The sequence below is a fragment of the Bradyrhizobium sp. Ai1a-2 genome, assembly GCF_000426245.1.
GTDB lineage: Bacteria > Pseudomonadota > Alphaproteobacteria > Rhizobiales > Xanthobacteraceae > Bradyrhizobium.
Genome location: NZ_AUEZ01000033.1, coordinates 46,976 through 73,374 on the forward strand (window position 1 = coordinate 46,976; position 26,399 = coordinate 73,374).

General features: G+C 64.7%; 26 protein-coding genes. 14 read left to right on the forward strand and 12 right to left on the reverse strand.

Annotated features, from left to right (window positions below):
• Positions 1-125 precede the first annotated feature (125 nt).
• Positions 126-2,024 carry a molecular chaperone DnaK gene (dnaK, locus tag K288_RS0121135; RefSeq protein WP_027581360.1) on the reverse strand — a complete coding sequence of 633 codons (1,899 nt, stop codon included), beginning with the start codon at positions 2,022-2,024 and terminating at the stop codon, positions 126-128.
• A 419-nt stretch (positions 2,025-2,443) separates the two neighbouring features.
• Between dnaK and K288_RS0121140 the strand changes: the two genes are divergently transcribed.
• Positions 2,444-3,379: a hypothetical protein gene (locus K288_RS0121140; RefSeq protein ID WP_027581361.1), complete on the forward strand. Its 936-nt coding sequence runs from the start codon at positions 2,444-2,446 to the stop codon at positions 3,377-3,379.
• A 67-nt stretch (positions 3,380-3,446) separates the two neighbouring features.
• Here the strand turns inward: K288_RS0121140 and grpE are convergent, their stop codons facing one another.
• Positions 3,447-4,049 (reverse strand): nucleotide exchange factor GrpE, encoded by a 603-nt coding sequence (gene grpE, locus K288_RS0121145; protein ID WP_027581362.1) that lies wholly within the window; start codon positions 4,047-4,049, stop codon positions 3,447-3,449.
• 209 nt (positions 4,050-4,258) lie between these two features.
• Complete coding sequence (gene hrcA, locus K288_RS0121150; RefSeq protein WP_027581363.1) at positions 4,259-5,347, reverse strand: heat-inducible transcriptional repressor HrcA; 1,089 nt, start codon at positions 5,345-5,347, stop codon at positions 4,259-4,261.
• A gap of 159 nt (positions 5,348-5,506) precedes the next feature.
• On the opposite strand from hrcA, the gene rph reads away from it, so the two are divergent.
• The 3 genes from rph to hemW are packed head-to-tail and all read left to right on the forward strand — an operon-like array spanning position 5,507 to position 8,010.
• The gene (gene rph, locus K288_RS0121155) at positions 5,507-6,220 is read left to right on the forward strand and encodes a ribonuclease PH (RefSeq protein WP_027581364.1); all 714 of its coding nucleotides are present in this window, start codon (positions 5,507-5,509) and stop codon (positions 6,218-6,220) included.
• 10 nt (positions 6,221-6,230) lie between these two features.
• Positions 6,231-6,860: an RdgB/HAM1 family non-canonical purine NTP pyrophosphatase gene (gene rdgB / locus K288_RS0121160; RefSeq protein ID WP_027581365.1), complete on the forward strand. Its 630-nt coding sequence runs from the start codon at positions 6,231-6,233 to the stop codon at positions 6,858-6,860.
• A complete protein-coding gene (gene hemW / locus K288_RS0121165) occupies positions 6,853-8,010 on the forward strand; it encodes a radical SAM family heme chaperone HemW (protein ID WP_027581366.1) in 1,158 nt (385 codons plus the stop codon). The genes rdgB and hemW overlap by 8 nt, the downstream gene beginning before the upstream one ends.
• A 78-nt stretch (positions 8,011-8,088) precedes the next feature.
• On the opposite strand, the gene K288_RS0121170 is transcribed toward hemW, so the two are convergent.
• A complete protein-coding gene (locus K288_RS0121170; RefSeq protein WP_027581367.1) occupies positions 8,089-9,306 on the reverse strand; it encodes a penicillin-binding protein activator in 1,218 nt (405 codons plus the stop codon).
• A gap of 290 nt (positions 9,307-9,596) precedes the next feature.
• Between K288_RS0121170 and rsmI the strand changes: the two genes are divergently transcribed.
• The 6 genes from rsmI to K288_RS0121200 all read left to right on the forward strand — a co-directional run bounded on the left by rsmI (position 9,597) and on the right by K288_RS0121200 (position 15,276).
• Entirely contained in the window at positions 9,597-10,550 is a 954-nt protein-coding gene (gene rsmI / locus K288_RS0121175; RefSeq protein WP_027581368.1) for a 16S rRNA (cytidine(1402)-2'-O)-methyltransferase, read from the forward strand.
• Positions 10,537-10,950, forward strand: coding sequence for a YraN family protein (locus K288_RS0121180; protein WP_027581369.1), 414 nt, complete (start codon positions 10,537-10,539; stop codon positions 10,948-10,950). The genes rsmI and K288_RS0121180 overlap by 14 nt, the downstream gene beginning before the upstream one ends.
• A gap of 28 nt (positions 10,951-10,978) precedes the next feature.
• On the forward strand, positions 10,979-11,926 hold the full coding sequence (gshB, locus tag K288_RS0121185) for a glutathione synthase (protein WP_027581370.1): 948 nt from the start codon (positions 10,979-10,981) through the stop codon (positions 11,924-11,926).
• Positions 11,927-12,086: 160 nt separating this feature from the next.
• Positions 12,087-13,058, forward strand: coding sequence for an MBL fold metallo-hydrolase (locus K288_RS0121190; RefSeq protein ID WP_027581371.1), 972 nt, complete (start codon positions 12,087-12,089; stop codon positions 13,056-13,058).
• Positions 13,059-13,170: 112 nt separating this feature from the next.
• Positions 13,171-14,709 carry a YifB family Mg chelatase-like AAA ATPase gene (locus tag K288_RS0121195; RefSeq protein WP_027581372.1) on the forward strand — a complete coding sequence of 513 codons (1,539 nt, stop codon included), beginning with the start codon at positions 13,171-13,173 and terminating at the stop codon, positions 14,707-14,709.
• Positions 14,710-14,808: 99 nt separating this feature from the next.
• Positions 14,809-15,276: a hypothetical protein gene (locus tag K288_RS0121200; protein WP_027581373.1), complete on the forward strand. Its 468-nt coding sequence runs from the start codon at positions 14,809-14,811 to the stop codon at positions 15,274-15,276.
• Between the two features lie 26 nt (positions 15,277-15,302).
• Here K288_RS0121200 and K288_RS0121205 read toward each other — a convergent pair whose 3' ends face one another.
• A complete protein-coding gene (locus K288_RS0121205) occupies positions 15,303-16,160 on the reverse strand; it encodes an SDR family oxidoreductase (protein WP_027581374.1) in 858 nt (285 codons plus the stop codon).
• 323 nt (positions 16,161-16,483) lie between these two features.
• On the opposite strand from K288_RS0121205, the gene K288_RS0121210 reads away from it, so the two are divergent.
• Positions 16,484-18,727 (forward strand): PAS domain-containing hybrid sensor histidine kinase/response regulator, encoded by a 2,244-nt coding sequence (locus tag K288_RS0121210; protein WP_027581375.1) that lies wholly within the window; start codon positions 16,484-16,486, stop codon positions 18,725-18,727.
• Positions 18,728-18,859: 132 nt separating this feature from the next.
• Here K288_RS0121210 and coaA read toward each other — a convergent pair whose 3' ends face one another.
• The 7 genes from coaA to hisB all read right to left on the reverse strand — a co-directional run bounded on the left by coaA (position 18,860) and on the right by hisB (position 23,626).
• Positions 18,860-19,816 (reverse strand): type I pantothenate kinase, encoded by a 957-nt coding sequence (gene coaA, locus K288_RS0121215; protein ID WP_027581376.1) that lies wholly within the window; start codon positions 19,814-19,816, stop codon positions 18,860-18,862.
• A 9-nt stretch (positions 19,817-19,825) separates the two neighbouring features.
• Positions 19,826-20,149: a phosphoribosyl-ATP diphosphatase gene (locus K288_RS52525; protein WP_027581377.1), complete on the reverse strand. Its 324-nt coding sequence runs from the start codon at positions 20,147-20,149 to the stop codon at positions 19,826-19,828.
• A gap of 74 nt (positions 20,150-20,223) precedes the next feature.
• A complete protein-coding gene (gene hisF / locus K288_RS0121225) occupies positions 20,224-21,000 on the reverse strand; it encodes an imidazole glycerol phosphate synthase subunit HisF (protein WP_027581378.1) in 777 nt (258 codons plus the stop codon).
• 8 nt (positions 21,001-21,008) lie between these two features.
• Positions 21,009-21,749, reverse strand: a complete 741-nt coding sequence (gene hisA, locus K288_RS0121230) for a 1-(5-phosphoribosyl)-5-[(5-phosphoribosylamino)methylideneamino]imidazole-4-carboxamide isomerase (protein ID WP_027581379.1) — start codon at positions 21,747-21,749, stop codon at positions 21,009-21,011.
• Complete coding sequence (hisH, locus tag K288_RS0121235) at positions 21,746-22,396, reverse strand: imidazole glycerol phosphate synthase subunit HisH (protein WP_027581380.1); 651 nt, start codon at positions 22,394-22,396, stop codon at positions 21,746-21,748. Before hisH ends, hisA begins: the two co-directional genes overlap by 4 nt.
• Positions 22,393-22,923: a DUF2628 domain-containing protein gene (locus K288_RS0121240; RefSeq protein WP_027581381.1), complete on the reverse strand. Its 531-nt coding sequence runs from the start codon at positions 22,921-22,923 to the stop codon at positions 22,393-22,395. Before K288_RS0121240 ends, hisH begins: the two co-directional genes overlap by 4 nt.
• Positions 22,924-23,032: 109 nt before the next feature.
• A complete protein-coding gene (gene hisB / locus K288_RS0121245) occupies positions 23,033-23,626 on the reverse strand; it encodes an imidazoleglycerol-phosphate dehydratase HisB (RefSeq protein ID WP_027581382.1) in 594 nt (197 codons plus the stop codon).
• Between the two features lie 242 nt (positions 23,627-23,868).
• Between hisB and hslV the strand changes: the two genes are divergently transcribed.
• The 3 genes from hslV to hslU all read left to right on the forward strand — a co-directional run bounded on the left by hslV (position 23,869) and on the right by hslU (position 26,306).
• Complete coding sequence (gene hslV, locus K288_RS0121250) at positions 23,869-24,426, forward strand: ATP-dependent protease subunit HslV (protein WP_027581383.1); 558 nt, start codon at positions 23,869-23,871, stop codon at positions 24,424-24,426.
• A 3-nt stretch (positions 24,427-24,429) separates the two neighbouring features.
• A complete protein-coding gene (locus tag K288_RS0121255; protein ID WP_027581384.1) occupies positions 24,430-24,915 on the forward strand; it encodes a GNAT family N-acetyltransferase in 486 nt (161 codons plus the stop codon).
• A gap of 89 nt (positions 24,916-25,004) precedes the next feature.
• Positions 25,005-26,306, forward strand: a complete 1,302-nt coding sequence (hslU, locus tag K288_RS0121260; RefSeq protein ID WP_027581385.1) for an ATP-dependent protease ATPase subunit HslU — start codon at positions 25,005-25,007, stop codon at positions 26,304-26,306.
• The last annotated feature ends 93 nt before the right edge of the window (positions 26,307-26,399 follow it).

Consider the following 26,399-nt stretch of genomic DNA (forward strand, 5'->3'; position numbering starts at 1 on the left):
ATTCATCCTCTTGCCGAACCATGCGTGGGGCAAGATGCAGTGTTCGGCTTAAAGAAAAATGACCCCCATCCATGGCGACGCTTCGCGCGCTCTTGGCATGGGGGTCATCATCCTACGCCCGCGTCTTAAGCAGACTTCTTGTTCTTGTCGTCGTCGACCTCGGTGAACTCCGCGTCGACGACATCATCCTTCGCAGCGTCCTTGGCGGCATCGCCTTCGGCCTGCTGCTTGTACATGGCTTCGCCGAGCTTCATCGAAGCCTGCGCGAGCGCATTGGTCTTGGCCTTGATCGACTCGGCATCGTTGCCCTTCAGCGCTTCCTTCAGGTCGCTGACGGCGTCCTCGATGGACCGGCGCTCGCTCTCGGCAACCTTCGAGCCATGCTCGGCCAGCGCCTTCTCAGTGGAATGCACCAGCGCGTCCGCATGGTTCTTGGCGTCGACCGCCTCGCGCCGCTTCTTGTCCTCGGCCGCGTTGGCCTCGGCGTCCTTGACCATCTTCTCGATGTCGGTTTCGGAGAGCCCGCCGGATGCCTGGATCCGGATCTGCTGCTCCTTGCCGGTCGCCTTGTCCTTGGCCGAGACGTTGACGATGCCGTTGGCGTCGATGTCGAAGGTCACCTCGATCTGCGGCATGCCGCGCGGGGCCGGCGGAATGCCCATCAGGTCGAACTGGCCGAGCATCTTGTTGTCGGCCGCCATTTCACGCTCGCCCTGGAAGACGCGGATGGTGACCGCGTTCTGGTTATCCTCGGCGGTCGAGAACACCTGGCTCTTCTTGGTCGGGATCGTGGTGTTGCGGTCGATGATGCGGGTGAACACGCCACCCAGCGTCTCGATGCCGAGCGACAGCGGGGTCACGTCGAGCAGCAGGACGTCCTTGACGTCGCCCTGCAGCACGCCGGCCTGGATCGCAGCACCGATGGCGACGACCTCGTCCGGGTTGACGCCCTTGTGCGGCTCCTTGCCGAACAACTGCTTCACCACTTCCTGAACCTTCGGCATGCGGGTCATGCCGCCGACCAGCACCACCTCGCCGACTTCAGCGGCGGTGAGGCCGGCATCCTTCAGCGCCTTGCGGCAGGGCTCGATGGTCTTTTGGATGAGTTCGTCAACCAGCGCCTCGAACTTGGCGCGGGTCAGCTTCATCGTCAGATGCTTCGGGCCGGTCTGGTCAGCGGTGATGAAGGGCAGGTTGATCTCGGTCTGCGTCGTCGACGACAATTCGATCTTGGCCTTCTCGGCGGCTTCCTTCAGGCGCTGCAAGGCAAGCTTGTCGTTGCGCAGGTTGATGCCCTGCTCCTTCTGGAATTCGTCGGCGAGATAGCTGACGAGCCGCATATCGAAATCTTCGCCGCCCAGGAAAGTGTCGCCGTTGGTCGACTTCACCTCGAACACGCCATCGCCGATCTCCAGGATCGAGATATCGAAGGTGCCGCCGCCGAGGTCGTAGACCGCAATCGTGCCGGACTTCGTCTTGTCGAGACCGTAAGCGAGCGCGGCCGCGGTCGGCTCGTTGATGATGCGCAGCACTTCAAGGCCCGCAATCTTGCCGGCATCCTTGGTGGCCTGGCGTTGCGCGTCGTTGAAGTAGGCGGGAACCGTGATGACGGCCTGATCGACCTTCTGGCCGAGATGCGCTTCCGCGGTCTCCTTCATCTTCTGCAGGATGAAGGCGGAGACCTGGGAGGGCGAATAGGTCTTGCCGTCGGCCTCGACCCAGGCGTCGCCGTTCGATGCCTTGACGATCTTGTAAGGGACAAGCTTCTTGTCCTTCTCGACCATCGGGTCGTCATAGCGGCGGCCGATGAGGCGCTTCACCGCAAAGAATGTCCGTTCAGGATTGGTCACCGCCTGGCGCTTGGCCGGCTGACCGACGAGGCGCTCGCCATCATCGGTGAAGGCGACGATCGACGGCGTCGTCCGCATGCCCTCGGAATTCTCGATGACCTTCGCGTTCTTGCCATCCATTACAGCAACGCACGAGTTCGTGGTGCCGAGGTCGATCCCTATGACCTTTCCCATGGTTCTGATTTCCTTCTTTCTAAGGCAGGTTGGCTGGGCCCTGGCGGCGCACCGAACCGAACCCCCACACGTTCAAATGCTCGCGATATTGCGACGATGAGCCTCATATAGGAGGGGGGGTAAGGCCTGCAAGGACTGGACGCAACCTTGAGGCCTGAAAAGACTGGCGTTTGAAAGATTGTGTCAGTCCGGGCCGGGACCGGCTTGGTCCCAGCTTGGTCTTTGGGTCCACATTAACGGAAGCGCAAGAAAGCTGCGACATTGCACCCTGAGCCGCCAGGCGGCATGAAGCCGCCCGCCCCTGTCGCCGGGCCATCAAAACCGCTAAAAGCGGGCCGACGGAACGGGCCCGACAGCTTGCGGCCCCGCGGGGGCCGCCCAATGAACGGCTTCAATGCCAAACCCGGTAGATCCTTGACATGAATCCCATTCGCCTCCTCGCCGCGGTCTTCCTGTTCTTTGCCGCCGCATCTCCCGCCTTTGCCGCGGACGTGGTCTTTCCGCCGGGCGCGAGGGTCGGGATGAAGCCGCTGGTGGGGCTTAGTCGCGCAAAATCCTTCACCGGCTTCGAGACCGAGGACCAGAGCGTCAAGGTGCTGGTGACCGACCTGCCGGCGGAGGCCTATGGCGAGGTCGCCAATGCCTTCAAGGCGAACCCGGGCGGCGCCGGCGGGATCAAGCCGGAGAGCATCGAAACCTCGGCCGGCCTTGCCTATTACACGGTCGAGAATGCCAAGGATGGCGCCGGCAGCGTGCGGCGCTACTCAATGATCCTGCCCGGCCCGACCTTCTCCGGCTACATCGCCATGCAGGTCCCGGAGAATGCCGCCAGGATCTATACCGACGACGCCGTCCGCCAGATGTTTTCGACCGCCGCGATCCGGGATCAGGTTCCGGTCGACGAGCAGCTCGGGTTGATGCCGTTCAAGATAACCGAGCTGGCGAACTTCAAGAATGTCCGCACGCTGGCGCCCGGCGCCGCGCTGATCGTCGCCGATGGCGACGAGAAGAGCGGGTTCGAGGCGGCGCCCTTCATGATCATCGGCATCATCGGCTCGACTGCCGCCTCTCCCGATGACCGCGGCCGTTTTGCCCAGCAGATCGCGACCACGATCCCTGGCGTGCGCGACGGACGGATCACGATGTCGGAGCCGATCCGCATCGATGGCCAGCCTGGCTACGAGACACGGATCGATGCGGTCAGCGGCAAGGACAGCACGCCGGTTACCATCGTGCAGTGGCTGCGGTTCGGTGCGCAGACCTCGCTGCGCATCATCGGCTCCTCGCCGCGCGATCAATGGTCGAGCGCGTTCCCGCGCTTCCGTACCGTGCGCGACGGGATTCAGCCACGCTAAACACCGGCCTTCGTCGAGGCCGGCACTAACCGCGTTCCGTCAGCCGACGCGTTGAGCAGATTCAGTTTTACTGTGCGGCGGAGGCCGGCGCGGTCTTTGCGCCGCCCTTGGAGACACCGACGAGCGCCGGACGCAGCACGCGATCGCCAATCGTGTAGCCGGCCTGCACCACGTGCACCACCGTGCCCGAGGGCACGGACGGATCGGGAACCTCGTACATCGCCTGCTGGAAGTTCGGATCGAACTTCTCGCCGGTGGGATCGAACTTCTTGACGCCGTTCTTCTCCAGCGTGGCGTGCAGCGAACGCTCGGTCAGTTCGACGCCCTCGATCAGGGCCTTCAGGCCGGGATCCGCGGCCGCCTTGGCCTCCGCCGGGACGGCATCGAGTGCACGCTGCAGATTGTCGGCGATGTCGAGGATGTCGCGGGCAAAGCCGGTGATGCCATAGGCGCGCGCATCCGCGATCTCGCGGCTGGTGCGCTTGCGCAGGTTTTCCATCTCGGCCAGCGTGCGCAGCGTCCGATCGCGCGCTTCGCCAAGCTCCTTCGCCAAGGCCTCCACCGATCCCTGCTCGGGATCGTCGGGCATGACGTAGGGCTTCGAGACCACGGGCTCGCCGCTCTGCGCCGGGTTCTCGGCGTTGTCGTTCGGCCGGTTCGGATCGGTCATGGCTTGCCTTTTCGAGAAATCGCGTCTGGTCAACATTTAAGGGATTGGCTGGCCCGGATATCGTGCTTTGGGCAAGGAAAATCAAGCGCAACCCGCCCGGTTTCGGGCCGAGATCATGATCCGATGAGACGGAATCGGATCATGATCTCATCTCGTTGTTCGAGCATGACCTTTTCGGAAAACAGGTTTCCACTTGTCCGGTCCGTGCTCTAACCGCCCAGGATCCTGCTGACGAGGCGCGCGGCATAGTCCACGGTCGGGATCACCCGCGCATAATTCAGCCGGGTCGGCCCGATCACGCCGAGCACGCCCACGAGACGGCCCGCGCCGTCGCTATAGGGCGCAACGATGGTCGAGGAGCCCGACAGCGAGAACAATTTATTCTCCGACCCGATGAAGATCCGCACGCCATCGGCGCTTTCCGCGCGACCCAGAAGGTCGATCACGCCGCGCTTGGTCTCGAGATCGTCGAACAGCGACTTGATGCGCTCGAGATCCTCGAGCGCATGCAAATCCTCCAGGAGATTGGCGTGCCCGCGCACGATGAGCTGCCGGTCCTCATTGTCGCCGCCCGACCAGCTCGCAAGCCCTGCCGAGATCACCTTTTGCGTCAATTGATCGAGCTCGACACGCCTTTGTGCCAGCGCGGTCTCGAGCTCGAGCCGCGCTTCGGCGAGCGTACGCCCGAGGATGCGCGCATTGAGGAAGTTGGTGGCCTCGATCAGCGCCGAGGATGGAACACCCGGCGGCAAGCTCAGCACCCGGTTTTCGACCTGCCCGTCCTCGCCGACCAGCACCACCAGCGCACGTTCCGGCTCCAGCCGCACGAACTCGATATGCTTGAGTCGCGCGTTGGATTTCGGCGTCAGCACCACGGCGGCGGCGCGGGTGAGGCCGGATAGCCGGATCAGGGCCTCGTCGAGCGCTGCCTCGACCGACTGCGCGCGGCCGACGGAAGCCAATTGGCTTTGGATCGATTGCCGTTCCGCCTCGGTGAGGTGGCCGACCTGCATCAGCGCATCGACGAAGAAGCGCAGGCCCAATTCGGTCGGCAGCCGTCCGGCGGAGGTGTGCGGCGCGTAGATCAGGCCGAGCTGTTCGAGATCGGACATCACATTGCGCACGGAAGCCGGCGACAGCGGCAACGCGATCAGGCGCGAGATGTTGCGCGAGCCGACCGGCTCGCCGGTCGCCAGATAACTTTCGACGATCTGACGAAAAATATCGCGAGAACGCTCGTTGAGCTGGGCAAGCCCGGCGTGCGGCGTGATCAAACCGACGGGTTCGTGTTGAGCCACCAGTAAATTCCCTCACAACTGCCTCTAATTTGACCATCCACACGCCCGGTGACAAGCGTGCATTACCGCCCCTGAGCCGGCCAAAAAGCTTGCCGCTACGCCTGCCCGCTCCTACAAGCACCGCCAGCCATATTCGCTCGAATTCCCGGAGGATTCCCCATGCGGCCAAGCCGCCGTGCACCCGACGAACTGCGCCCCGTCTCACTGGAACGCGGCGTGGTCAAATATGCCGAGGGTTCCTGCATGGTGAAATTCGGCGACACCCATGTGCTGGTCACTGCGACCCTGGAGGACCGCCTGCCGCCGTGGCTGAAGGGCCAGGGCCGCGGCTGGGTCACCGCCGAATACGGGATGCTGCCCCGCGCCACGCTGGAACGAACCCGGCGCGAGGCCTCCGCCGGCAAGCAGGGCGGGCGCACCATCGAGATTCAGCGCCTGATCGGCCGTTCGCTCCGCGCCACCGTCGACCTGGAAGCGCTGGGCGAGCGCCAGATCACGGTCGATTGCGACGTGCTGCAGGCCGATGGCGGCACGCGCACCGCCTCGATCACCGGCGCCTGGGTCGCGCTTGCCGACTGCATCAACTGGATGAAGACGCGCAACATGCTGAAAACCAACGTGTTGCGCGACCACGTCGCGGCCGTCTCCTGCGGCATCTATAACGGCACCCCGGTACTTGATCTCGACTACGCCGAGGACTCGGAAGCCGAGACCGACGCCAATTTCGTGATGACCGGCGACGGCCGCATCATCGAGGTGCAGGGCACCGCCGAAAAGACGCCGTTCTCGCAGGACGAGTTCCTGGCGCTGATGGCGCTGGCGCGCAAGGGCGTCACGAGGCTGGTCGACTTGCAGAAGATGGCGGTGGCGTAGTCAATAGGCCATGCACCGCCGAATCACAGGAAAGCTCGTGGTGGCGACCCACAATCCCGGCAAGCTTGCCGAGATGCGCGAATTGCTGGCGCCGCATGGCGTGGAGGCGATCTCGGCGGGCGATCTCGGTCTTGGCGAGCCCGAGGAGACCGGCGACAGTTTTCGCGCCAATGCCGCGATCAAGGCGATTGCCGCAGCCAAGGCCGCCGATCTTCCGGCATTCGCCGATGATTCCGGGCTGGTGGTCGACGCGCTGGACGGCGCTCCCGGCATCTATTCGGCGCGCTGGGCCGGCGACAACAAGGATTTCACCGCCGCGATGACGCGGATCGAGCGGCTGTTGCAGGAACGCGGCGCAGCCGCGCCCGACCGCCGAAGCGCGCATTTCGTCTCCGCACTGTGTGTCGCCTGGCCGGACGGGCATATCGAGGAGGTCGAGGCGCGCGCCGATGGAACCTTGGTGTGGCCGCCGCGCGGCACCGCCGGTTTCGGCTATGATCCCATGTTCCTGCCGGATGGCCATACCCGGACCTTCGGCGAGATGACGAGCGTCGAGAAGCACGGGCTGCCGCCGCTCGGCCTTGGCCTGTCGCACCGCGCCCGCGCCTTCGTCAAGCTGGCGGAGATATGCCTTGACTGACCGCGACCAGGCAGCATTCGGCGTCTATGTGCACTGGCCGTTCTGCCTGTCGAAATGCCCATATTGCGATTTCAACAGCCATGTCAGGCACGCACCGATCGATGAGGCGCGGTTTGCCCGCGCCTTTGCGCGCGAGATCGAGACGACCGCGGCGCGCGTCCCCGGCCGTGAAGTCTCCTCGATTTTCCTCGGCGGCGGCACGCCGTCGTTGATGCAGCCCCAAACGGTCGGCGCGATCCTGGATGCGATCGGCAAACATTGGCGTGTCGCTTCCGATGTCGAAGTGACTCTGGAAGCCAACCCGACGAGCGTTGAAGCAACGCGGTTTCGCGGCTATCGCGCCGCCGGCGTCAACCGCGTATCGCTCGGCGTGCAGGCGCTCGACGATGCTTCGCTGAAAGCACTGGGGCGGTTGCACACTGCGCGTGAAGCGCTCGACGCGGTCGCCATCGCCCGCCAGGCCTTCGATCGCTATTCATTCGACCTGATCTACGCCCGGCCGGATCAAACTCCCGCGATGTGGGCCGACGAGCTGAAGCATGCGATCGCGGAAGCCGCCGAGCATCTCTCGCTCTATCAGCTCACGATCGAGCAAGGCACGCCGTTCTTCGGCCTGCATGCCGCAGGCAAATTGCAGACGCCGGACGAGGCGCTCGCGCGCGCGCTTTACGACGTGACGCAAGAAGTCTGCGCGCAAGCAGGCCTGCCAGCCTACGAGATTTCCAATCACGCGCGCTCCGGCGCGGAGTGCCGACACAACCTCGTCTATTGGCGCGGCGACGAATATGCCGGCATCGGCCCAGGCGCACATGGCCGCCTCGACATTGACAGCCGCCGTCACGCCACCGCGACGGAGAAGCGGCCGGAAGCCTGGGTGATGCGGGTCGAAACCAATGGCAGCGGTGTCGTCACCGACGAGGTGCTCAATAGCGAAGAGCGCGCCGACGAATTCCTGCTGATGGGGCTCCGTCTCGCCGAAGGCATCGACCCCGAGCGCTATGCGTCACTCTCGGGCCGCGAACTCGATCCGCGCCGCATCGCTCTGCTGCGCGAAGAGGGCGCCATCGCCATCGACGCCAACGGACGGCTACGCGTGACCACGTCGGGATTCCCGGTGCTCGATGCCGTGGTGGCGGATCTGGCCGCATAGCGCAAATCCGGGCCTCTCGAGCCGCTCGCGGAAAAATCCCGGGTTGCGCTCCGCTTCACCCGGGCTACGGCTGCTTGATTAAGCCCCAAAACTCTTCGGTGACCCTGCGACCGCCTGGGCGCCACCGGTGGCAACCTTCATCACCGCAAGTCCACGCTCATTGGTGCCGTCGGCGCGGAAACGGAACAGGCCGTCAATACCGGCAAAGCCGGAGGGGTTGGTCAGCGTTTCCTGCTGGAAGCGCTGAGCGCCTTGCGTCCGCGCCAGTGCGGCGACCAACGCCACGGCATCATAGGCGAGCGTCGCGGTGCGCACCGGCTCGGAGCCGTACTTGGTGCGGTAGCGACCGGCGAAGGCGCGGAAGCCGGACGGGTCCGGCGCAGCAAACAGGCCGCCCTGCAGCGCCTGGCTCGAGAACACGCGCGGATTGTCCCACAGGCCGGTGCCGAGGAGCTGGATGTTGCGCAGATTGGCGCCGGCTGCGGTCAGCGCGTCCGCCGTCGCCACCACCGAATCACCGTCATCGGCGAGCAACAGCGCATCGGCCTGGCCGAGCGACTGCGCCACGGTACGCGCCGGCGTGGCGCGATCGGCGCCGTATTTTTCGAACGCGACAACGCGGCCCTTGCGGCCGGCCACCTGCTTGAATGCCGCCTCGACCACATTGCCATAGGCATTGTCGGGGACCATCGCGGCGAAGGAGCGCTTTCCGATGCTCGCTGAATATTCGACGATCCGATTGATGTCGGACTCCGGCAGGAAGCTCAGGAGATAGACGCCGCGTCCGGCCACGCTCGAATCTGTCGAGAACGCGATCACCGAGATACCGCGCCCGCGCGCCACCTGGGCGACGGCCGGCACCGACTGCGCGAACAGCGGGCCGAGGATGATCTCCGCGCCCTCGCCGATCGCTTGCTGCGCGCCCTGGGAAGCGCCCTGCGGACTGCCGCCGTCGTCCTTGATCAGGAGCTGGATGTTCGGATTCTGGAATTCCGCCAGCGCCAAGTCAGCGGCGTTCTTCATTGACTGTCCGGCGAGGCCGGCATTGCCGGCCGCCGACAGCGGCAAGATCAGTCCTACTTTGACCTGCCCGTTACCGATCGCCTGCGGCTGCTGTTGCGGACCCGCGGGTGACTCCGGCTGCGACGAGGTCGAAAACTGGCTAAGGGTCTGCTGCACCCCCGAGCAGGCGGCCAGCAGCGGAGCACCCAGCATCAGGCCGAGTGCGGTCCGGCGGGTCGCGGCGGAACCTTGCGGACCCGAGGATTGCGGTTTGCGGCTATGCGAGCCCACCATCTCGTCTCTTCTCTTGACCGACCGTGCCCGGCCGGGACTCCAACCACTGAACAAATGGAGGATGGAATCAGGCATATTGTCGGCGAATAGTTAACCAAAACAAAGGGATTATCCCCATGGTGAATTGCCGGCTGTGGACCGCGAACCCCTCACCCACTGCGCAGCACAGTCGCCCCCACTCTGCAAGACGCAAGCACGTTACGGCGCCGGTACTTCCCCACTCCTCGTTCGAGCACGATCTTTCGGAAAACCGGTGTCCACTTTTCCCGATCATGCTCTAAATTGACACTATGCGCGCAAAAGCCAGCTCAAGATACGGCGCCGACGCCGGAATGGACGTCCCCAACAGGACATTTTCCGTCGCCGGCCATGTGCTGAGCGCGCCAAGGCCGGTTCCCGGCCTCCATCTGGTTGCGACGCCGATCGGAAATCTTGCCGATATCACCCTCCGCGCGCTGGAGACGCTGGCCGGCGTCGACCTGATCGCCTGCGAGGACACCCGCATCACCCGCCGCTTGACCGAGCGTTACGCGATTACGGCGGAGCTGACCCCCTATCACGAGCACAATGCGGCCCAGGCGCGGCCAAAGATCCTGCAGCGGCTGGCCGAGGGCGCCGCGATCGCGCTGGTTTCCGATGCCGGCACGCCATTGATTTCCGACCCCGGCTTCAAACTGGTGCGCGAGGCCTGCGCCGCCGGGCATCAGGTGATCGCAGTGCCCGGGGCATCATCGGTGCTGACGGCGCTCTCGGTCGCGGCACTGCCGACCGACCGCTTCTTCTTCGAGGGCTTCTTGCCTGCGAAGGAACAGGCCCGGCGCACGCGCCTGTCCGAGCTCGCCAGGATCGACTCGACGCTGGTGCTGTTCGAATCCGGCAGCCGCGTGCAGGAGACGCTTACCGACCTCGCTGCGATCATGGGCGGGCGCGACGCCGCGATCTGCCGCGAACTGACGAAACTGCACGAAGAGATCAAACGCGCCCCGATCGCCGAACTGGCCGCGGGAAAGGATACGCTGGAGACGCGCGGCGAATTCGTGCTGGTGATCGGTCCGCCGCCGGCGGATGCGCAGACGATGGGACAGGATCAGCTCGACGAACTGCTGCGCGCACAGCTCCAGCGCGACAGCGTCAAGGACGCGGTTGCGCATGCGGTCGAGCTTTCCGGCCGGCCGCGCCGCGAGGTCTACGCCCGCGCCCTCGAACTCGCAAAAGAACTGCGGGGCGACGATGGCCGAGAATGACGGCACCTCGCCGCGGGACGCAGCCACAAAACTCGCTTCGCCCGAACGGGTCGCCGCGTTCCAAACCGGGCTGTCGGCGGAAAGCCGCGCTGCGGCCTATCTGATGGCCAAGGGCTATCGCATCCTCGCCAAGCGCTTCCGCACGCCCTATGGCGAAATCGACCTCGTCGCGCGCAAGCGCAACCTGCTCGCCTTCGTCGAGGTCAAGGCCCGCGCCAGCTTTGATGAGGCCGCCTATGCCGTCACGCCGCGCCAGCAGCAGCGCATCATCGCCGCAGCCCAGGCCTGGCTGATGGCGCATCCCGAACATGCGGAATTCGACATGCGTTTCGACGCCATGCTGATTGCGCCCAAGCGTTTGCCGCGCCATCTGTTGGCGGCGTTCGACGCCAGCGCATGACTTCCTCGAGAGAGCGGACCCAAAGCCCATGAAATTGAACGTCGCCGTCCAGATGGATCCCATTGAGCGCATCAACATTCGCGGCGATTCGACGTTCGCGCTGCTGCTCGAAGCACAGAAACGCGGCCACGGCATTTCCTATTACACGCCGGACAAGCTCTCGCTGCGGGGCGACGAGCTGGTCGCGCCGGTGCAGAATCTTTCCGTGCGCGACGAGGTCGGCGATCACTTCACCCTCGGGGAGCCCAAGCGCGAGCCGCTCACCAATTTCGACGTGATCCTGCTGCGGCAGGACCCGCCGTTCGATCTCGCCTACATCACCTCGACGCATTTCCTCGAGCGCATTCACCCGAAGACCCTGGTCGTCAACAATCCCGCCAGCGTCCGCAATGCGCCGGAAAAGCTGTTCGTGATGAACTTTCCGCAGCTGATGCCGCCGACCCTGATCTCGCGCGACCTCGACGAGATCAACGCGTTCCGCGACGAGCATGGCGCTGTCGTCATGAAACCGTTGCACGGCCATGGCGGCGCCGCGGTGTTTCGCGTGATGCCGCAGGACATGAATTTCGGATCGCTGTTCGACATGTTTACGGTGACGTTCAAGGAGCCATGGGTGATCCAGCGCTTCCTTCCCGAGGTCAAACATGGCGACAAGCGCATCATCCTGGTCAACGGCGAATTCGCCGGCGCCGTCAACCGCGTGCCGGCGGCGGACGACCTGCGCTCCAACATGGTGCGCGGCGGCGCGGCGCAGTCGACCGAATTGTCCGACCGCGAGCGCGAGATTTGCACAACCCTCGGTCCGGCCTTGCGCGAGCTCGGCCTGCTGTTCGTCGGCATCGACGTGATCGACGGCTACCTCACCGAGATCAACGTCACCTCACCGACCGGCATCCGCGCCATCGCGCGGCTCGGCGGCCCGGACGTGGCAGCCAGGATCTGGGACGTCATCGAGGCAAAGCGCGCGAAGTCTTGAAGCGCGTCTAGCTTCCTTCCACGCTGAGACCTCTTGTCAGCTTGCGGCAGCGGGCGCAGCATGGTTGCGCTCGCCTTCAGGTGGTGGGGCACGACCTCTCCGCGGGCGGCAACGCGACGACTGCCAAATATAACTCGACAAGAACCGTTGGAGGAAAAGCATGACAATCAACGTCTCGCGAAGGTCCCTGCTCGCGCTCGGCGCCGTCCTTGGTGCAAGCACGCTGCTCGGCGGCAGCGCGCTGGCGCGCGCACCGAAGCTCGGCACGCAAACGCCTTATTGGCACCGCTTCATGCTAGGCGATGCCGAAGTCACCGTCGTCTCCGACGGTCCGCTGCCGCTCGGCGATCCCTCCGGCACATTCACCGGCGTGCCGAAGGAAGAGGTGAAGAAGATGTTGTCGGACAATTTCCTGTCGCCCGACAATGTGGTGTTGGAGCAGAATTCGCCGATCGTGAACACCGGCGACAAGCTGATCCTGTTCGACACCGGCATGGGCACTTCGAAAGCGTTCGGTCCGACCACCGGCCGCCAGCAGAAGAGCATGGCGGAAGCCGGCATCAAGCCTGAAGACATCGACGCCGTTGTCTGCTCGCATGCGCATATCGACCACATCGGCGGTATCGTCGGCGCCAACGATAAGCCGCTGTTCCCGAACGCGCAGGTCTATATTGCCCAGAGCGACTTCGACTACTGGACCGATGAAGGCAAGATGGGCAGCCCGCTGAAGGACTTCGTCGTTCACGCGCGCAAGAATCTCATGCCGGTCCGGGATCGGTTGGTGTTCTTCAAGGACGGTCAGGAATTCCTGCCCGGCGTGCAGGCGATCGCGGCGCCCGGCCACACCGTCGGCCACCACATCTTCATGGTGAGCTCGGCCGGCAAATCCTTCGCCTTCCTCGGCGATCTCTCGCACCACTCGGTGCTGCTGCTCGAGCGGCCGCGGATGGAATTCTCCTACGATACCGACCCGAAGCAGGCGGCGGCCTCGCGCGTGAGACTGCTGGAGATGCTGGCAGCCAACAAGACGCCCGTAATGTCCTACCACTTCGCCTGGCCCGGCTACGGCCACGTCGCGAAGACCGGCGACGGCTTCCACTATTATCCCGAACCGATGCAGATGACGCTGTAAGCGCGCGTGGGCTCCGGGACGCCCGCGCGGCAGGTCCCGGAGCTCGTGTTCCCGTAATGTTCTTGAACTTGGCGTTGCCTTCGGCTACCCTCGATTGTGGCAAGGGGGCAGCATGGTTCAACGCGTTTCCACCGTCGCTTTCGAGGGGATCGAAGCTCGCGCGGTCGACGTGCAGGTACAGGTCGCGCCGGGATTACCGGCGTTTGCGATCGTGGGCCTGCCGGACAAGGCGGTTTCCGAGGCACGCGAGCGGGTTCGCTCGGCGCTGATCGCCTCCGGTCTCGCCCTGCCGGCGCGCCGGATCATCGTCAACCTGGCGCCGGCCGACCTGCCCAAGGAAGGCAGCCATTACGACCTGCCGATCGCGCTCGGGCTGATGGCGGCGATCGGTGCGATCCCGCCGGATGCGCTTAACGGCTTCACCGTGCTGGGCGAGCTCGGGCTGGACGGCTCGATCGCGCCGGTTGCAGGCGTATTGCCGGCGGCGATCGGCGCCAATTCGCGCGACGAGGGGCTGATCTGCCCGGCCGGCTGCGGCTCCGAGGCGGCATGGGCCAGCCCGGACATCCAGATCATCGCCGCAAGCTCGCTGATCCAGATCGCCAATCACTTCAAGGGCACGCAGGTGTTGTCGCGCCCGCAACCGAAGGTGCATGAGCAGAAGGAGACGCTACTCGACCTGCGCGACATCAAGGGCCAGGAAAGCGCCAAGCGGGCGCTCGAGATCGCGGCGGCCGGCGGGCATCACCTGCTAATGATGGGCTCGCCCGGCGCCGGCAAGTCGATGCTGGCGGCGCGGCTGCCTTCGATCCTGCCGCCGCTGTCGCCGTCCGAGCTCTTGGAAGTCTCGATGATCGCGTCGGTGGCCGGCGAGATCCGCGACGGCGCCTTGACGGCACGGCGACCGTTCCGCAGCCCGCATCATTCCGCCAGCATGGCCGCGCTCACCGGCGGCGGCATGCGCGCCAGGCCCGGTGAGATTTCGCTGGCGCATCAGGGCGTGCTGTTCCTCGACGAACTGCCGGAATTCGATCCACGCGTGCTGGATTCGCTGCGCCAGCCGCTGGAGACAGGCGAGGTTTCGGTGTCGCGCGCCAACCACCGCGTCACCTATCCTGCGCGTTTCATGCTGGTGTCGGCCATGAATCCGTGCCGCTGCGGTCACGCCTATGAGCCCGGCTATTCCTGCAAGCGCGGGCCGATCGACCGCTGCACGGCCGATTACCAGATGCGCATCTCCGGTCCGCTGATGGACCGCATCGACCTCCGGATCGAGGTGCCGGCAGTGACCGCCGCCGACCTGATCCTGCCGCCGCCGGCGGAAGGATCGGCGGAAGTGGCGGCGCGGGTCGCCGCGGCGCGCGACATCCAGCTCGCGCGCTATGCCGCCGCCGGCATGCCGAACGTCCGCACCAATGCCGAGGCGCCGTCATCGTTGCTTGAGACCATCGCGCAGCCGGACGCGCAGGGGCAGAAGCTGTTGCGCGATGCCGCCGAGACCATGCGGCTGACCGCGCGCGGCTATCATCGCGTGCTGCGCGTCGCGCGCACGCTCGCCGATCTCGACGGCGCGGAGAAGATCGGCCGATTGCATCTCGCCGAAGCCCTGTCCTATCGCGCGCTGGCCGACGACATCAGGCGCGCGGCGTAAAAATATGTCGCGTCAACGCGACGGTAACCAGTTCTCTTTACGCTCCGCCAACCATAAGTCCGCGCGATCGTAGCCGGCTCTGGTTGAGTGAGTGGTGTCATGTTGCGTTTGAAGATCCTGGCCTCGGTCGTGCCGCTGGCCGTGTTCGCGCTCGTTGCCCGCGGTGAATTCCTGCCGGGCCCACACCCCTGCATCGAGGCCGGCGGGGCTACGGTGCAGATCGCGTCAATCCCCTGGCTCGCGCAGCTCCATGTCAGCTTCACGGACGATCCCGCTGCTGCCACAGTGCGGGTTCAAGTCGCAGATAGCGCGGAAACCGCCGATTTCGCCGTCATCGATGATATCGACGACGCCGAGCCCGGTGCGTGCGAAGCCAACGGCATGCCGCAACTTGTGGCGATCTCGGCCACTTCAGGCGCAACTGACCCGGTGATCTATCTTTCGCAAGATGGCCCGGCCGACTACCGGATCTTTGTCCATTCCAGAAGCTTCTCGGCGCGCGAAGCCGCAGCGCTGATCGTCGGCGCACATGGCGGACATCGTCGCCTGCAGGCCGCAGCGCTGTAGAGGACGATCGGCGTTTCACCGACCGACTATCGGCGCGTGTCGGGGTGCGATAGGTCTGCGAAGTCCGTAGAGGCACTGATGTCGGCCCATTCCGCCGCCTCAGCCTGCCGCGCTGCTTCGGCCTCACCGCATAAACGCAGAGCGGCCTTGCCGAGCACGAGATGCGCAGGCAGCGCATCCCGGGTGGTCAGGTCTACGATGACCTTGGCAATCTTCGCGGGATCACCGATCTCGCGGCCGACGGAGGTCTTCATCGCGCCGATCATGGCGCCGACGCTGGCCTCATATTCCGGAAGCAACGGTGGCGCACTATCGGTCGCGGCGGCGACCCAGCCGGTGCGCATCCCGCCCGGCTCGACCGCGACCATCTTGACCCCAAATCCGGAAACTTCTTTTGCCAGCACTTCGGTGAAGCCGCCGACGGCCCACTTCGCCGCCTGATATGCGGCCAGGCCGGGCGTGCTGAGACGTCCGCCGAGCGAGGAAATGTTGATGATGTAGCCCGACCGCTGCCTGCGCATCGCCGGCAGCGCCGCGCGCGTCAGATTGACGACGCCGTAGAAGTTGGTCTCGATCTGCAGACGGAAGTCCGCCTCAGCGGTCTGCTCGAAGGGCGTAACATGGCCGTAGCCGGCATTGTTGACCACGACATCCAGGCGCCCGAAGGCCTCGATCGCGAAATCCACCGCCGCCTGCGCGGCCTCGGCGTTTGTTACATCGAGTGCGAAGATTCGCAGATCGCCGCCGCGCAACGCCTGCAAGCGCTCGAGCCGGCGCGGATCGCGTGCGGTCGCGACAACCCGTTCGCCCGCGGCAACCGCCGCCTCGACGATCGACCGGCCGAGCCCGCGAGCCGCACCGGTAACCAGCCAGATCTTTGACATGCTCTGTCCCTCGGTGCGGGCCAGTAGCCGCGCCGGGCCGATGTACGGACGGCGCGCTACAATTTGGTGTCCGGAACCGAAACTCCGATTGCAATTGTAGCTTCGCCCTCGGCCGGTCTGGTCCCGAGCGCTGCCTCCGCAACCGGGCAAGCAGTGGACCACCCCGCGCTCGATGCAGTTAACGCTTCATCAACCCTGTTCTCATGGCGGACCGGAACTCGGCGCGGTTTCAAGCACTTTGCAAGGTCGCCGACGCATCGTCGACCCAATATGCAAGGCGGCTCAAGCCGCCAGTCTTGAGGTGGGTGATCAGGGGATCGGCGATGACGTGGACCTATCGACTGAGGCTCCGCTTGCTTCGGTTCGGGCGGCGTCATCCCTGGACCGTCTTCATCCTCCGCGCCTTCATCGTCTTCGCCGCGGCCTTCGGCGGCGGCTATGGATTGCTTGTTGGCGCCGTTTCCGATCGTGACCCGCGCGCGATTGCTGTAGGTGTCAGCCTGCTGTTCGCGCTCGCCTGCGTGGCGCTGGTCGTGCTGGGTGTCCGGCTGCGGATGATGCGCGGGAAGCTGCGCATGATCGCAGAGCACAACGAGGCGCTTGCCGACCGCAACTGGGAACTGCAGGAAGCCGAAGCGCGTGCGCGCAGCCTGTTCGAATCGCAAAGCGACCTGATCGTGCTGCGTGACAACAATGGCATGATCACCTTCGTCAACGACACCTATTGCGACCTCGCCGAAAAACCGCGCGGCGAACTGATCGGCAGCCATTTCGCCTTCGAAGTGCTCGAACAGGGCGACACCGCGATCGAGGCAAGCGGCACCCGCACCTACGACCAGAAGATCGCGGGTCCTTCCGGGCCGCGCTGGATCGCCTGGCGCGAGGGCCTCGTCCGCAGCGATGCAGGACAGCCCGCGGAGATGCAAAGCGTCGGCCGCGACGTCACCGGCCGCGCCGAGAGCGAGCGCGCGCTCGCCGAGGCGCGCGATCAGGCCGATGCGGCCAACCGCGCCAAGTCGCGCTTCCTCGCAATGGCGAGTCACGAGATCCGCACCCCGCTCAACGGCATCATCGGCATGAGCGGCCTCTTGATGGATACGCCGCTGACGCCGGAGCAGATGACCTACGCCAAGGCGGTGAAGACCTCCGGTGATGCGCTGTTGTCGCTGATCGAGGAGCTGCTGGACTACTCCAAGATCGAAGCCGGCAAGATCGATCTCGAGCTGCACCCGTTCCCGCTCTCGAAACTGATCGAGGACATCACCGAATTGCTGGCGCCAAGAGCGGAAGCCAAGGGAATCGAGATTGCCGCCTATATCGATGAGCGGTTGCCGATGGAGGTGGTCGGAGACGCCGCCCGGCTGCGCCAGGTGCTGCTCAACCTCGCCGGCAACGCGATCAAGTTCACTGCGACCGGCGGCGTCGCCCTGGTCGTCGAGCCCGGCATCCGGCCGAATGAAATCAGCTTCCTCGTCCGCGACACCGGCATCGGCATTGCACCGGAAGCACAGCAGCGCATCTTCCGCGAGTTCGAGCAGGCGGACGAGGGCATTGCACGCAGCTATGGCGGCACCGGGCTCGGCCTGAGCATCAGCGACCGCATCATCAAGCGCATGGGCGGCCGCATCGCGCTTGCGAGCGCGCCCGGCGCGGGCTCCACCTTCGAACTGTCGATCCCGCTCGCCGCTTCCGACAGCAATGGGCCGCCGGTGTTCAGCCCGCCCGACCTTGCAGGCCGGTGGATCATGCTGGTCGCGCCGCAAAGCATCGAGGCCTCGCTGATCTCGCGCCGGCTGCAGCGCTGGGGCGCACAGACCTTCATGGTGGCGGATGCCGTGGTGGCGGAAGCCTTGTTGCCCGAGCGATCATGGCACGCCGTGCTGATCGACCATGCGCTGGGAGTGGCCGAGATCGGCCGCCTCGGCGAAGCGGCTCGCCTGCATGCGACGCAGCGGATCGTGATGTTCACGCCGGCGACCCGGCAGGAGCTGCAACCGTCCGCAGACTCGCCATTCACCGGCTATCTGGTGAAGCCACTGCGCGCTGTCTCGCTCGCCGCCCGCCTTACCGCCACGCCCGAGATCGCTTCCCCAAGCGTCGCCGCGGAGCCCTTTGTCGAGCCTATGGGGACCGGTTCAACATTGGCGTCACTGTCCGATAGGAAGCTATCGATCCTGGTTGCCGAGGACAATGAGATCAACGCGCTCTTGATGCGCTCGCTGCTGACGCGCCTCGGCCACCAGGTGGTGATCACCACCAATGGCGAAGAGGCGCTTCAATCCTGGTTGTCGGCGAAATCGACGGGCGCGCCATACGACCTGGTGCTGATGGACGTGCAGATGCCGCAGCTCAACGGCATCGAGACCACCAAACGCATCCGGCAATCGGAAGCCGGCCAGTCCGGAGGACCTACGCCGATCCTCGCGCTGACCGCCAACACCCTGGCGGAAGATCGCTCCGCCTGTTTCGAAGCCGGCATGGACGGCTTTCTGATCAAGCCGCTCGATCGCGAGAAGCTGCAGCAGGCGCTGAAAGAACTCGCCGCATCACGCCATCTCGCGGCGTAGCACCCCCGCTGCCTTGCCGTCATTGCGAGGAGCGAAGCGACGAAGCAATCCATGCTTCAGCGCGTGGCGGGATGGATTGCTTCGCTGCGCTCGCAATGACGGCGCAGCGAGCGCACAATCGCCGGCACAAGGCTACAGTCGCCGCAGCGCGACTGTTTCCACCACGTGGTCGGCGCCCTTCTTCAGGATCAGCGTGGCGCGCGGGCGGGTCGGCAGGATATTGTCCTCGAGATTGGCGCGGTTGGTGCGCTCCCAGATCGCGATCGCAGTGGCCGTCGCCTCTTCGTCCGACAGCACGGCGTAGCGATGGAAATAGGATCGTGGATCGTGGAACGCGGTGTCGCGCAGCGCAAGGAAGCGCTTGACGTACCACTCGCGCAACACCGGCTCGTCGGCGTCGATGTAAACAGAGAAATCGAAGAAGTCGGACACCACCGGCACGGCCTTGCCGTCGCGGGGCAATCGGCTGGTCTGCAGCACATTGACACCCTCGACGATCAGGATGTCGGGACGATCGATCTCGATGAACTGGTTCGGAACGATGTCGTAGGTCAGATGCGAATAAACAGGCGCGCGCACCGGACGCCGTCCGGCCTTGATGTCGCTCAGGAACGACAGCAGCAAGGCCTGATCGTAACTCTCCGGAAAGCCCTTCTTCTGCATCAATCCCAGGCGTTCGAGCACGGCGTTGGGATAGAGGAAGCCGTCCGTGGTGACGAGATCGACCTTGGGCCGCGGCGACCAGCGTGCGAGCAGAGCCTGCAGCACGCGCGCGGTGGTGGACTTGCCGACCGCGACCGAACCCGCGACGCCGATGATATACGGCATCTTGCGGTCCTGGATGCCGAGGAACTGGCGCTGGGAGTAATAGAGCCGCTGCATGGCGTCGACATAGATCGAGAGCAGCCGTGACAGCGGCAGATAGATGTCCTCGACCTCGTGGATGTCGAGCCGATCGTGCATCGAGCGCAGTCGCTCGAATTCGCCGGGCTCTAGTGTCATCGGCGTATCGTCGCGCAGCTTCGCCCATTGCTCGCGCGAGAAGAGCCGATACGGATTATATTGCTGGTCGGGTGCCTGAATGTCCATGGCCGTGCCCTAATCGCGCTTGCGCGCCGCTTTCTCTTCCAATCCGGACATGGATGTGCGCTGCGCGAGCGCCGCCTCGACGTCATCGAGCTTCACGCCGCGGGCCTTCAGCAGCACCAGCAGATGAAACACCAGATCGGCACTTTCGGCGATGAGATGATCGCGATCGTTCTCGACCGCGGCGATCACGGTCTCGACCGCTTCCTCGCCAAGCTTCTTGGCACAATGCGCCGCGCCCTTGTCGAGCAGCTTCTTCGTATAGGACGCCTCTCCCCCCGACGCCGCGCGGGCATCGATGATGGCGGCCAGATCGTGGACCGTGAAACGCGACATACTCAAGCACCCGGACCGGCCGGAAGCCGGCAATTTCCCCCGGAGGGGACTTAGCACTTTTGTGACGGCGAGTCCTAGGGATCGAGACGCATGGGCAGCCCTGCGCGCACCATGTGCTCCTTGGCCTGACGGATGGTAAATTCGCCGAAATGGAATATCGACGCCGCCAGAACGGCGGTGGCGTGTCCCTTCCGGATGCCGTCGACGAGATGATCGAGATTGCCGACCCCGCCGGATGCGATGACCGGTACGGGGACGCTGTCCGCGATCGCCTGCGTCAGCTCCAGGTCGAAGCCCTGTCTTGTGCCGTCCCGGTCCATCGACGTCAGCAGGATTTCGCCGGCGCCGAGCGAGACCACCTCCTGGGCATATTCGATCGCCTCGATGCCGGTCGGCTTACGTCCGCCATGGGTGAAGATCTCCCAGCGGTCTGAGCCGCCGGCCCGGTTGACGCGCTTGGCGTCGATCGCGACCACGATGCACTGCTCGCCGAACTTTTCCGCGCCTTCCTTCACGAACTCGCGGCGGCTGACGGCCGCGGAATTGATCGACACTTTGTCGGCACCGGAGCGCAGCAGCGTGCGGATATCGTCGATGGTGCGGACGCCGCCACCCACGGTGAGCGGCATGAAGCAGGCCTCGGCGGTCCGCCGGACCACGTCCAGCATGATGCCGCGGTTCTCATGGGTCGCGGTGATGTCGAGGAAGCAGAGCTCGTCGGCGCCGGCTGCGTCATAGGCGATCGCAGCCTCAACGGGGTCGCCGGCATCTCGCAGGTCGACGAAATTGACACCCTTGACCACGCGGCCGTCCTTGACGTCGAGGCAGGGAATGACGCGGACCTTGAACATATTGTCTCCTAAGCCGCGGCGCCGGCGCTGCGGATCAGTTGCAATGCGGCTGCAGGATCAAGCCGGCCATCGTAGAGGGCACGACCAACGATGGCGCCGGCGAGTTTCTTGGCTCGTGGCTCCAGTAGTGCCTTCACATCATCGATCGATGCAAAACCGCCGGACGCGATCACGGGGATCGAGATGCGATCAGCAAGGGCGATCGTGGCCTCCAGGTTGAGACCCTTGAGTAGGCCATCGCGGGCGATGTCGGTGAAGATGATCGCAGCGACGCCGGCGTCCTCGAAACGCTGCGCGATTTCGAGCGCCGTTACCTCTGACGTCTCGGCCCAGCCCTGAACCGCGACCTTGCCGTCCCGCGCATCGAGGCCGACGGCGACGCGGCCGGGATACTTCTTCGCAGCCCCTTTGACGAGCTCGGGATCGCGCACTGCGGCGGTGCCGATGATGACGCGCGCCACGCCCTTGTCCAGCCAGGCTTCCACCGTCCTGAGATCGCGGATGCCGCCGCCGAGCTGCACCGGCATCGTCACCGCCTTCAGCATCGCCTCGACGGCCTGCGCATTCATCGGCTTGCCGGCAAAGGCGCCGTCGAGATCGACCACATGCAGATATTCGAACCCTTGCGCAGCGAACGCGCGAGCCTGCGCCGCCGGATCGAGATTGAACACGGTGGCGCGCGCCATGTCGCCCTGCTCCAGGCGCACGCACTGCCCATTCTTCAGGTCAATGGCAGGAAAGAGGATCACGGCTTCCACTTCAGGAAATTCGAGATCAGCGCCAGTCCGAAGCGCTGGCTCTTCTCGGGATGAAACTGCGTGCCGATCGCGGTGTCTTTGGCAACGACGGCTGTAACCGGCCCGCCATAATCGGCGCGCGCCAGCACGTCCTGCTCATTGGCCGCATTGAGGTGATAGGAGTGCACGAAATAAGCGTGACGGCCGTCCGGCCCGAGCGGCAACCGCTCCAGCACGGGGTGCTCGCGCAGCACTTCGAGCGTGTTCCAGCCCATGTGCGGGATCTTCAGATTCTCCTCACGCGGCTGGATCTTCTCGACGTCGCCAGCGACCCAGTTGAAGCCGTCGGTCGTGACATGCTCCTTGCCGCGCGTCGCCATCAACTGCATGCCGACGCAGATGCCGAAGAACGGCCGTGCCTTGACCCGCACCGCTTCCGTCAAGGCTTCGAGCATGCCGTCGAGCGCATCGAGGCCTTTGCGGCAATCGGCGAAGGCGCCGACGCCCGGCAGCACGATGCGGTCGGCGCGGAACACCGCGTCGGGATCGCGCGTCACCATGATCTTCTGCGGATCTTCCCAGCTGCGCGCGGCGCGCTCGAACGCTTTGGCCGCGGAGTGCAGGTTGCCGGAGCCGTAATCGATGATGGCAACCGTCATCGCGATCCTCCCGGCTCTGGAAACAATCCGATGATGCCGCCCTGCGGCAGCGGCGGTGGCTTGGAGAACGGCTGGCCCGGAATGTTCCGCGTCGGCGGCGGGCCGCCGCGATCGACCGACCATTGGTCGTTGACGAGGCCACGATGGGCCGCGGCCCAGCGATCGAAAAAGCGACGCTCTGCGGATTCCTCGTCATCGGCCACGACGATGTCGAGCTGGCGCCATCTGCCGCGCGACAATGTCCAGCGTTTCAGGCTTGCCGCCTCGAACCCCAGCAACAGCGCCAGCACGACGTTCACGGCCAGGATCGTGCCGCGACCGATACCGAGCTTTGCCAGGCCATAATCAATCACCGCGATCAGCACGACCCAGCCGATCAGCGCCAGCCACAACCGGTGCCAGGCCAGCCAGATCACGCTCGCAACCGCCGCCCAGAAATGAAAGCCGTCGCGCACGAAGGTGAACTTGTCCGTCGCCGCAAGATCGGCACTGTTCCCCACGGGGGCATGCACTGTGTAGACCGGCATAAAAACGCTCCGCCGCGAAGTTTTGGTTTGAGCATGATCTCCGCGCAAACGCCTCGCGTTTGTCGCGAGGGAAAGCCGGGACCGAGTTTTCCGGACCGTGCCCGGCAGATCAGCCGCCGAGCTTACCCTTGGTGGAGGGCACTTCGCCCGCCGCCTGCGGATCGATCGCGACAGCCGCGCGAAGCGCTCTCGCAAGACCCTTGAAACAGGATTCGGCGATATGATGGCTGTTCTCGCCATATAGGGTCTCGACGTGCAAAGTCACGCTGGCGTTCATCGCGAACGCATTGAACCATTCGCGCACCAGCTCGGTATCGAATTCGCCGATCTTGTCGCGGGGGAAGGCGGCCTTGAACACCAGCACCGGGCGGCCCGAAATGTCGATCACCACGCGCGACAGGGTTTCGTCCATCGGCATGTGGATCGAGGCATAGCGGGTGATGCCCGCCATGTTGCCGAGCGCCTGTTTCACGGCCTGTCCGAGCGCGATCCCGACGTCCTCGGTGGTGTGGTGATGGTCGACATGGAGATCGCCCTCGGCCCTGACCGTGATATCGATCCGCGAATGCCGCGCCAGGAGGTCGAGCATATGGTCAAAGAAGCCGATCCCGGTCGAAACCTGGGACACACCGGACCCATCGAGGTTTACCGCCACCTCGATGTCGGTCTCTTTGGTCTTGCGCTTGATCGTCGCCGTGCGCATGAAAATTGAGCTTTCCCGTGCCGAAAACCGGCGTCTTTTAACAGGCCGATGACCCCTTCGCTACTGCGGGATGACGCCAAAAGCGGCCAAGTTGCGGCCATGGTGACCAAAAACGCTGCCGTTCTTGTTTTGACGCGTTTTCTTCACGCGAACCGGTGCCCACTTCGCTTGAAAACGCCCTGATCCCCCGATTGTAAGCCACTGGCCGACCGCCTAAATCTGCTCGGACAAAGAGGTACCCCATGCAAGCATCCCCCAACGAGCCGACCGTCTGGCACGGCACCACGATCGTAACGGTCCGCAAGGGCGGCAAGGTGGTGATCGGCGGCGACGGCCAGGTCTCGATCGGCCAGACCGTGATCAAGGCCAATGCCAAGAAAGTGCGCAGGATCGGCAAGGGCGACGTGATCGGCGGCTTTGCCGGCGCCACCGCCGATGCCTTCACGCTGTTCGAGCGGCTGGAGAGCAAGCTCGAGCAATATCCGGGGCAACTGACCCGGGCGGCCGTGGAGCTGGCCAAGGACTGGCGGACCGACCGCTATCTGCGACGGCTGGAGGCGATGATGATCGTCGCCGACAAGGACGTCTCCCTCGTCCTCACCGGAACCGGCGATGTGCTGGAGCCGGAGGCCGGCGTCATGGCGATCGGCTCGGGCGGCAATTACGCGCTGGCCGCGGCGCGTGCGCTGATCGACAGCGACAAGGACGCCGAGGCCATCGTGCGCCGCTCGCTCGATATCGCGGCCGACATCTGCGTCTACACGAACAGGAACGTCACGATCGAGACGCTGGGCGGCTGAACGGTGAGGTCTGTTTATGCCTTCCGGGAGATGACGACGGCCGACCTTGCGCTGATCGAGCGCTGGCTGGCGCTGCCGCATGTCCGGGAATGGTGGGGCGATCCGTCCGAGCAATATGCGCTGGTGAGTGGCGATCTCGACGAGCCCGCGATGGACCAGTTCATCGTCTCGGCCGATGGCAGCGATTTCGGTTACATCCAGTGCTACGCGCTGACGGCCTGGAATGAAGGCTTCGGCGCTCATCCCGAAGGCACACGCGGCATCGATCTCTTCATCGGCGAGCCCGACATGATCGGGCGCGGGCACGGCTCGGCATTGATCCGCCGTTTCGTCATCGAGCGCTTGGGGCAGGGCGCGCCGCGCATCGTCACCGATCCCGATCCGAACAATGCTCGCGCAATACGCGCCTATGAGAACGCGGGATTTGAGAAAGTCCGCATGATCAACACGCCCGACGGACCGGCTCTCTTGATGGTGTGTGACGCATGACCGCAGGTTACGAACTCGACATGATTTCCAGCCCGCCGGCGATCTAACCTCAGCTTGCTCTCGCAGCTATGAACCCCTAGCTAGGTGCCATGACCGACTTCTCCCCCCGCGAAATCGTTTCCGAACTCGACCGTTTCATCGTCGGCCAGACCGACGCCAAGCGAGCGGTCTCCATCGCCTTGCGCAACCGCTGGCGGCGGCTGCAGCTCTCCGGTTCCCTGCGCGAGGAGGTGCTGCCGAAAAATATCCTGATGATCGGGCCCACCGGCGTCGGCAAGACGGAAATCGCGCGACGATTGGCAAAGCTTGCCGGCGCGCCGTTCATCAAGGTCGAAGCCACCAAATTCACCGAGGTCGGCTATGTCGGCCGCGATGTCGAACAGATCGTGCGCGATCTCGTCGAGGTCGCGATTGCGCTGATCCGCGAGCGCAAGCGCAAGGACGTGCAGGCGCGCGCGCAGCTTGCCGCCGAGGAGCGCGTGCTCGATGCCCTGGTCGGGCCGGGTTCGAGCCCGGCGACGCGCGAATCCTTCCGCAAGAAATTGCGCGCCGGCGAGTTGAACGACAAGGAGATCGAGATCGAGACGCAGTCCTCCGGCGGCTTCCCGATGTTCGAAATCCCGGGCATGCCGGGCGCACAGATGGGCGCGATTTCAATCGGCGACATTTTCGGCAAGATGGGTGGCCGCACCAAGACCCGGCGTCTGACGGTGGCCGGCTCTCACGAAATCCTCGTCAACGAGGAATCCGACAAGCTGCTCGACACCGATCAACTGGTGCAGGAAGCGATCAACGCGGTCGAGAACAACGGCATCGTGTTCCTCGATGAGATCGACAAGATCTGCGTGCGCGAAAATCGCGCCGGCGGCGACGTCTCGCGCGAAGGCGTGCAGCGCGACCTGCTGCCGCTAATCGAGGGCACCACTGTTACAACCAAGCACGGCCCGGTGAAGACCGATCACATCCTGTTCATCGCCTCCGGCGCATTCCATATCGCAAAACCCTCCGATCTGTTGCCGGAACTGCAGGGCCGCCTGCCGATCCGTGTCGAATTGCAGGCGCTGACGCGCGACGACATGCGCCGCATCCTGACCGAGCCCGAAGCGTCGCTGATCAAGCAGTATGTCGCGCTGATGCAAACCGAAGGCGTGAAACTGGACGTGACCGACGACGCCATCGACGCGCTCGCCGACGTCGCCGTTGCCGTCAACTCCACCGTCGAGAATATCGGCGCGCGGCGGCTGCAGACCGTGATGGAGCGGGTGCTGGACGAGATCTCCTTCACTGCACCCGATCGCCACGGCGACACCATCACGGTCGACGCCGATTATGTCCGCAAGCATGTCGGCGACCTCGCCAAGAACGCCGATTTGAGCCGGTTTATTTTGTAAGCCGTCAATCTGTAGCCCGGATGGAGCGAAGCGTAATCCGGGGCAGGTCAATCCGCGGCGGAAACTGTCCCGGGTTGCGCTTCGCTTCACCCG

Bases quoted from the DNA above. Each gene is read 5' to 3' on its own strand.
- K288_RS0121200 (WP_027581373.1), top strand. From the start codon at position 14,809: ATGTTGCGTTTGAAGATCCTGGCCTCGGTCGTGCCGCTGGCCGTGTTC.
- hisF (WP_027581378.1), bottom strand. From the start codon at position 21,000: ATGTTCAAGGTCCGCGTCATTCCCTGCCTCGACGTCAAGGACGGCCGC.
- K288_RS0121170 (WP_027581367.1), bottom strand. From the start codon at position 9,306: ATGGTGGGCTCGCATAGCCGCAAACCGCAATCCTCGGGTCCGCAAGGT.
- K288_RS52525 (WP_027581377.1), bottom strand. From the start codon at position 20,149: ATGTCGCGTTTCACGGTCCACGATCTGGCCGCCATCATCGATGCCCGC.
- gshB (WP_027581370.1), top strand. From the start codon at position 10,979: ATGAAATTGAACGTCGCCGTCCAGATGGATCCCATTGAGCGCATCAAC.
- K288_RS0121240 (WP_027581381.1), bottom strand. From the start codon at position 22,923: ATGCCGGTCTACACAGTGCATGCCCCCGTGGGGAACAGTGCCGATCTT.
- hslU (WP_027581385.1), top strand. From the start codon at position 25,005: ATGACCGACTTCTCCCCCCGCGAAATCGTTTCCGAACTCGACCGTTTC.
- K288_RS0121180 (WP_027581369.1), top strand. From the start codon at position 10,537: ATGGCCGAGAATGACGGCACCTCGCCGCGGGACGCAGCCACAAAACTC.
- hisB (WP_027581382.1), bottom strand. From the start codon at position 23,626: ATGCGCACGGCGACGATCAAGCGCAAGACCAAAGAGACCGACATCGAG.
- grpE (WP_027581362.1), bottom strand. From the start codon at position 4,049: ATGACCGATCCGAACCGGCCGAACGACAACGCCGAGAACCCGGCGCAG.
- K288_RS0121210 (WP_027581375.1), top strand. From the start codon at position 16,484: ATGACGTGGACCTATCGACTGAGGCTCCGCTTGCTTCGGTTCGGGCGG.
- coaA (WP_027581376.1), bottom strand. From the start codon at position 19,816: ATGGACATTCAGGCACCCGACCAGCAATATAATCCGTATCGGCTCTTC.
- hisH (WP_027581380.1), bottom strand. From the start codon at position 22,396: ATGACGGTTGCCATCATCGATTACGGCTCCGGCAACCTGCACTCCGCG.
- K288_RS0121195 (WP_027581372.1), top strand. From the start codon at position 13,171: ATGGTTCAACGCGTTTCCACCGTCGCTTTCGAGGGGATCGAAGCTCGC.
- K288_RS0121140 (WP_027581361.1), top strand. From the start codon at position 2,444: ATGAATCCCATTCGCCTCCTCGCCGCGGTCTTCCTGTTCTTTGCCGCC.
- rph (WP_027581364.1), top strand. From the start codon at position 5,507: ATGCGGCCAAGCCGCCGTGCACCCGACGAACTGCGCCCCGTCTCACTG.
- rsmI (WP_027581368.1), top strand. From the start codon at position 9,597: ATGCGCGCAAAAGCCAGCTCAAGATACGGCGCCGACGCCGGAATGGAC.
- hslV (WP_027581383.1), top strand. From the start codon at position 23,869: ATGCAAGCATCCCCCAACGAGCCGACCGTCTGGCACGGCACCACGATC.
- K288_RS0121190 (WP_027581371.1), top strand. From the start codon at position 12,087: ATGACAATCAACGTCTCGCGAAGGTCCCTGCTCGCGCTCGGCGCCGTC.
- dnaK (WP_027581360.1), bottom strand. From the start codon at position 2,024: ATGGGAAAGGTCATAGGGATCGACCTCGGCACCACGAACTCGTGCGTT.
- rdgB (WP_027581365.1), top strand. From the start codon at position 6,231: ATGCACCGCCGAATCACAGGAAAGCTCGTGGTGGCGACCCACAATCCC.
- K288_RS0121205 (WP_027581374.1), bottom strand. From the start codon at position 16,160: ATGTCAAAGATCTGGCTGGTTACCGGTGCGGCTCGCGGGCTCGGCCGG.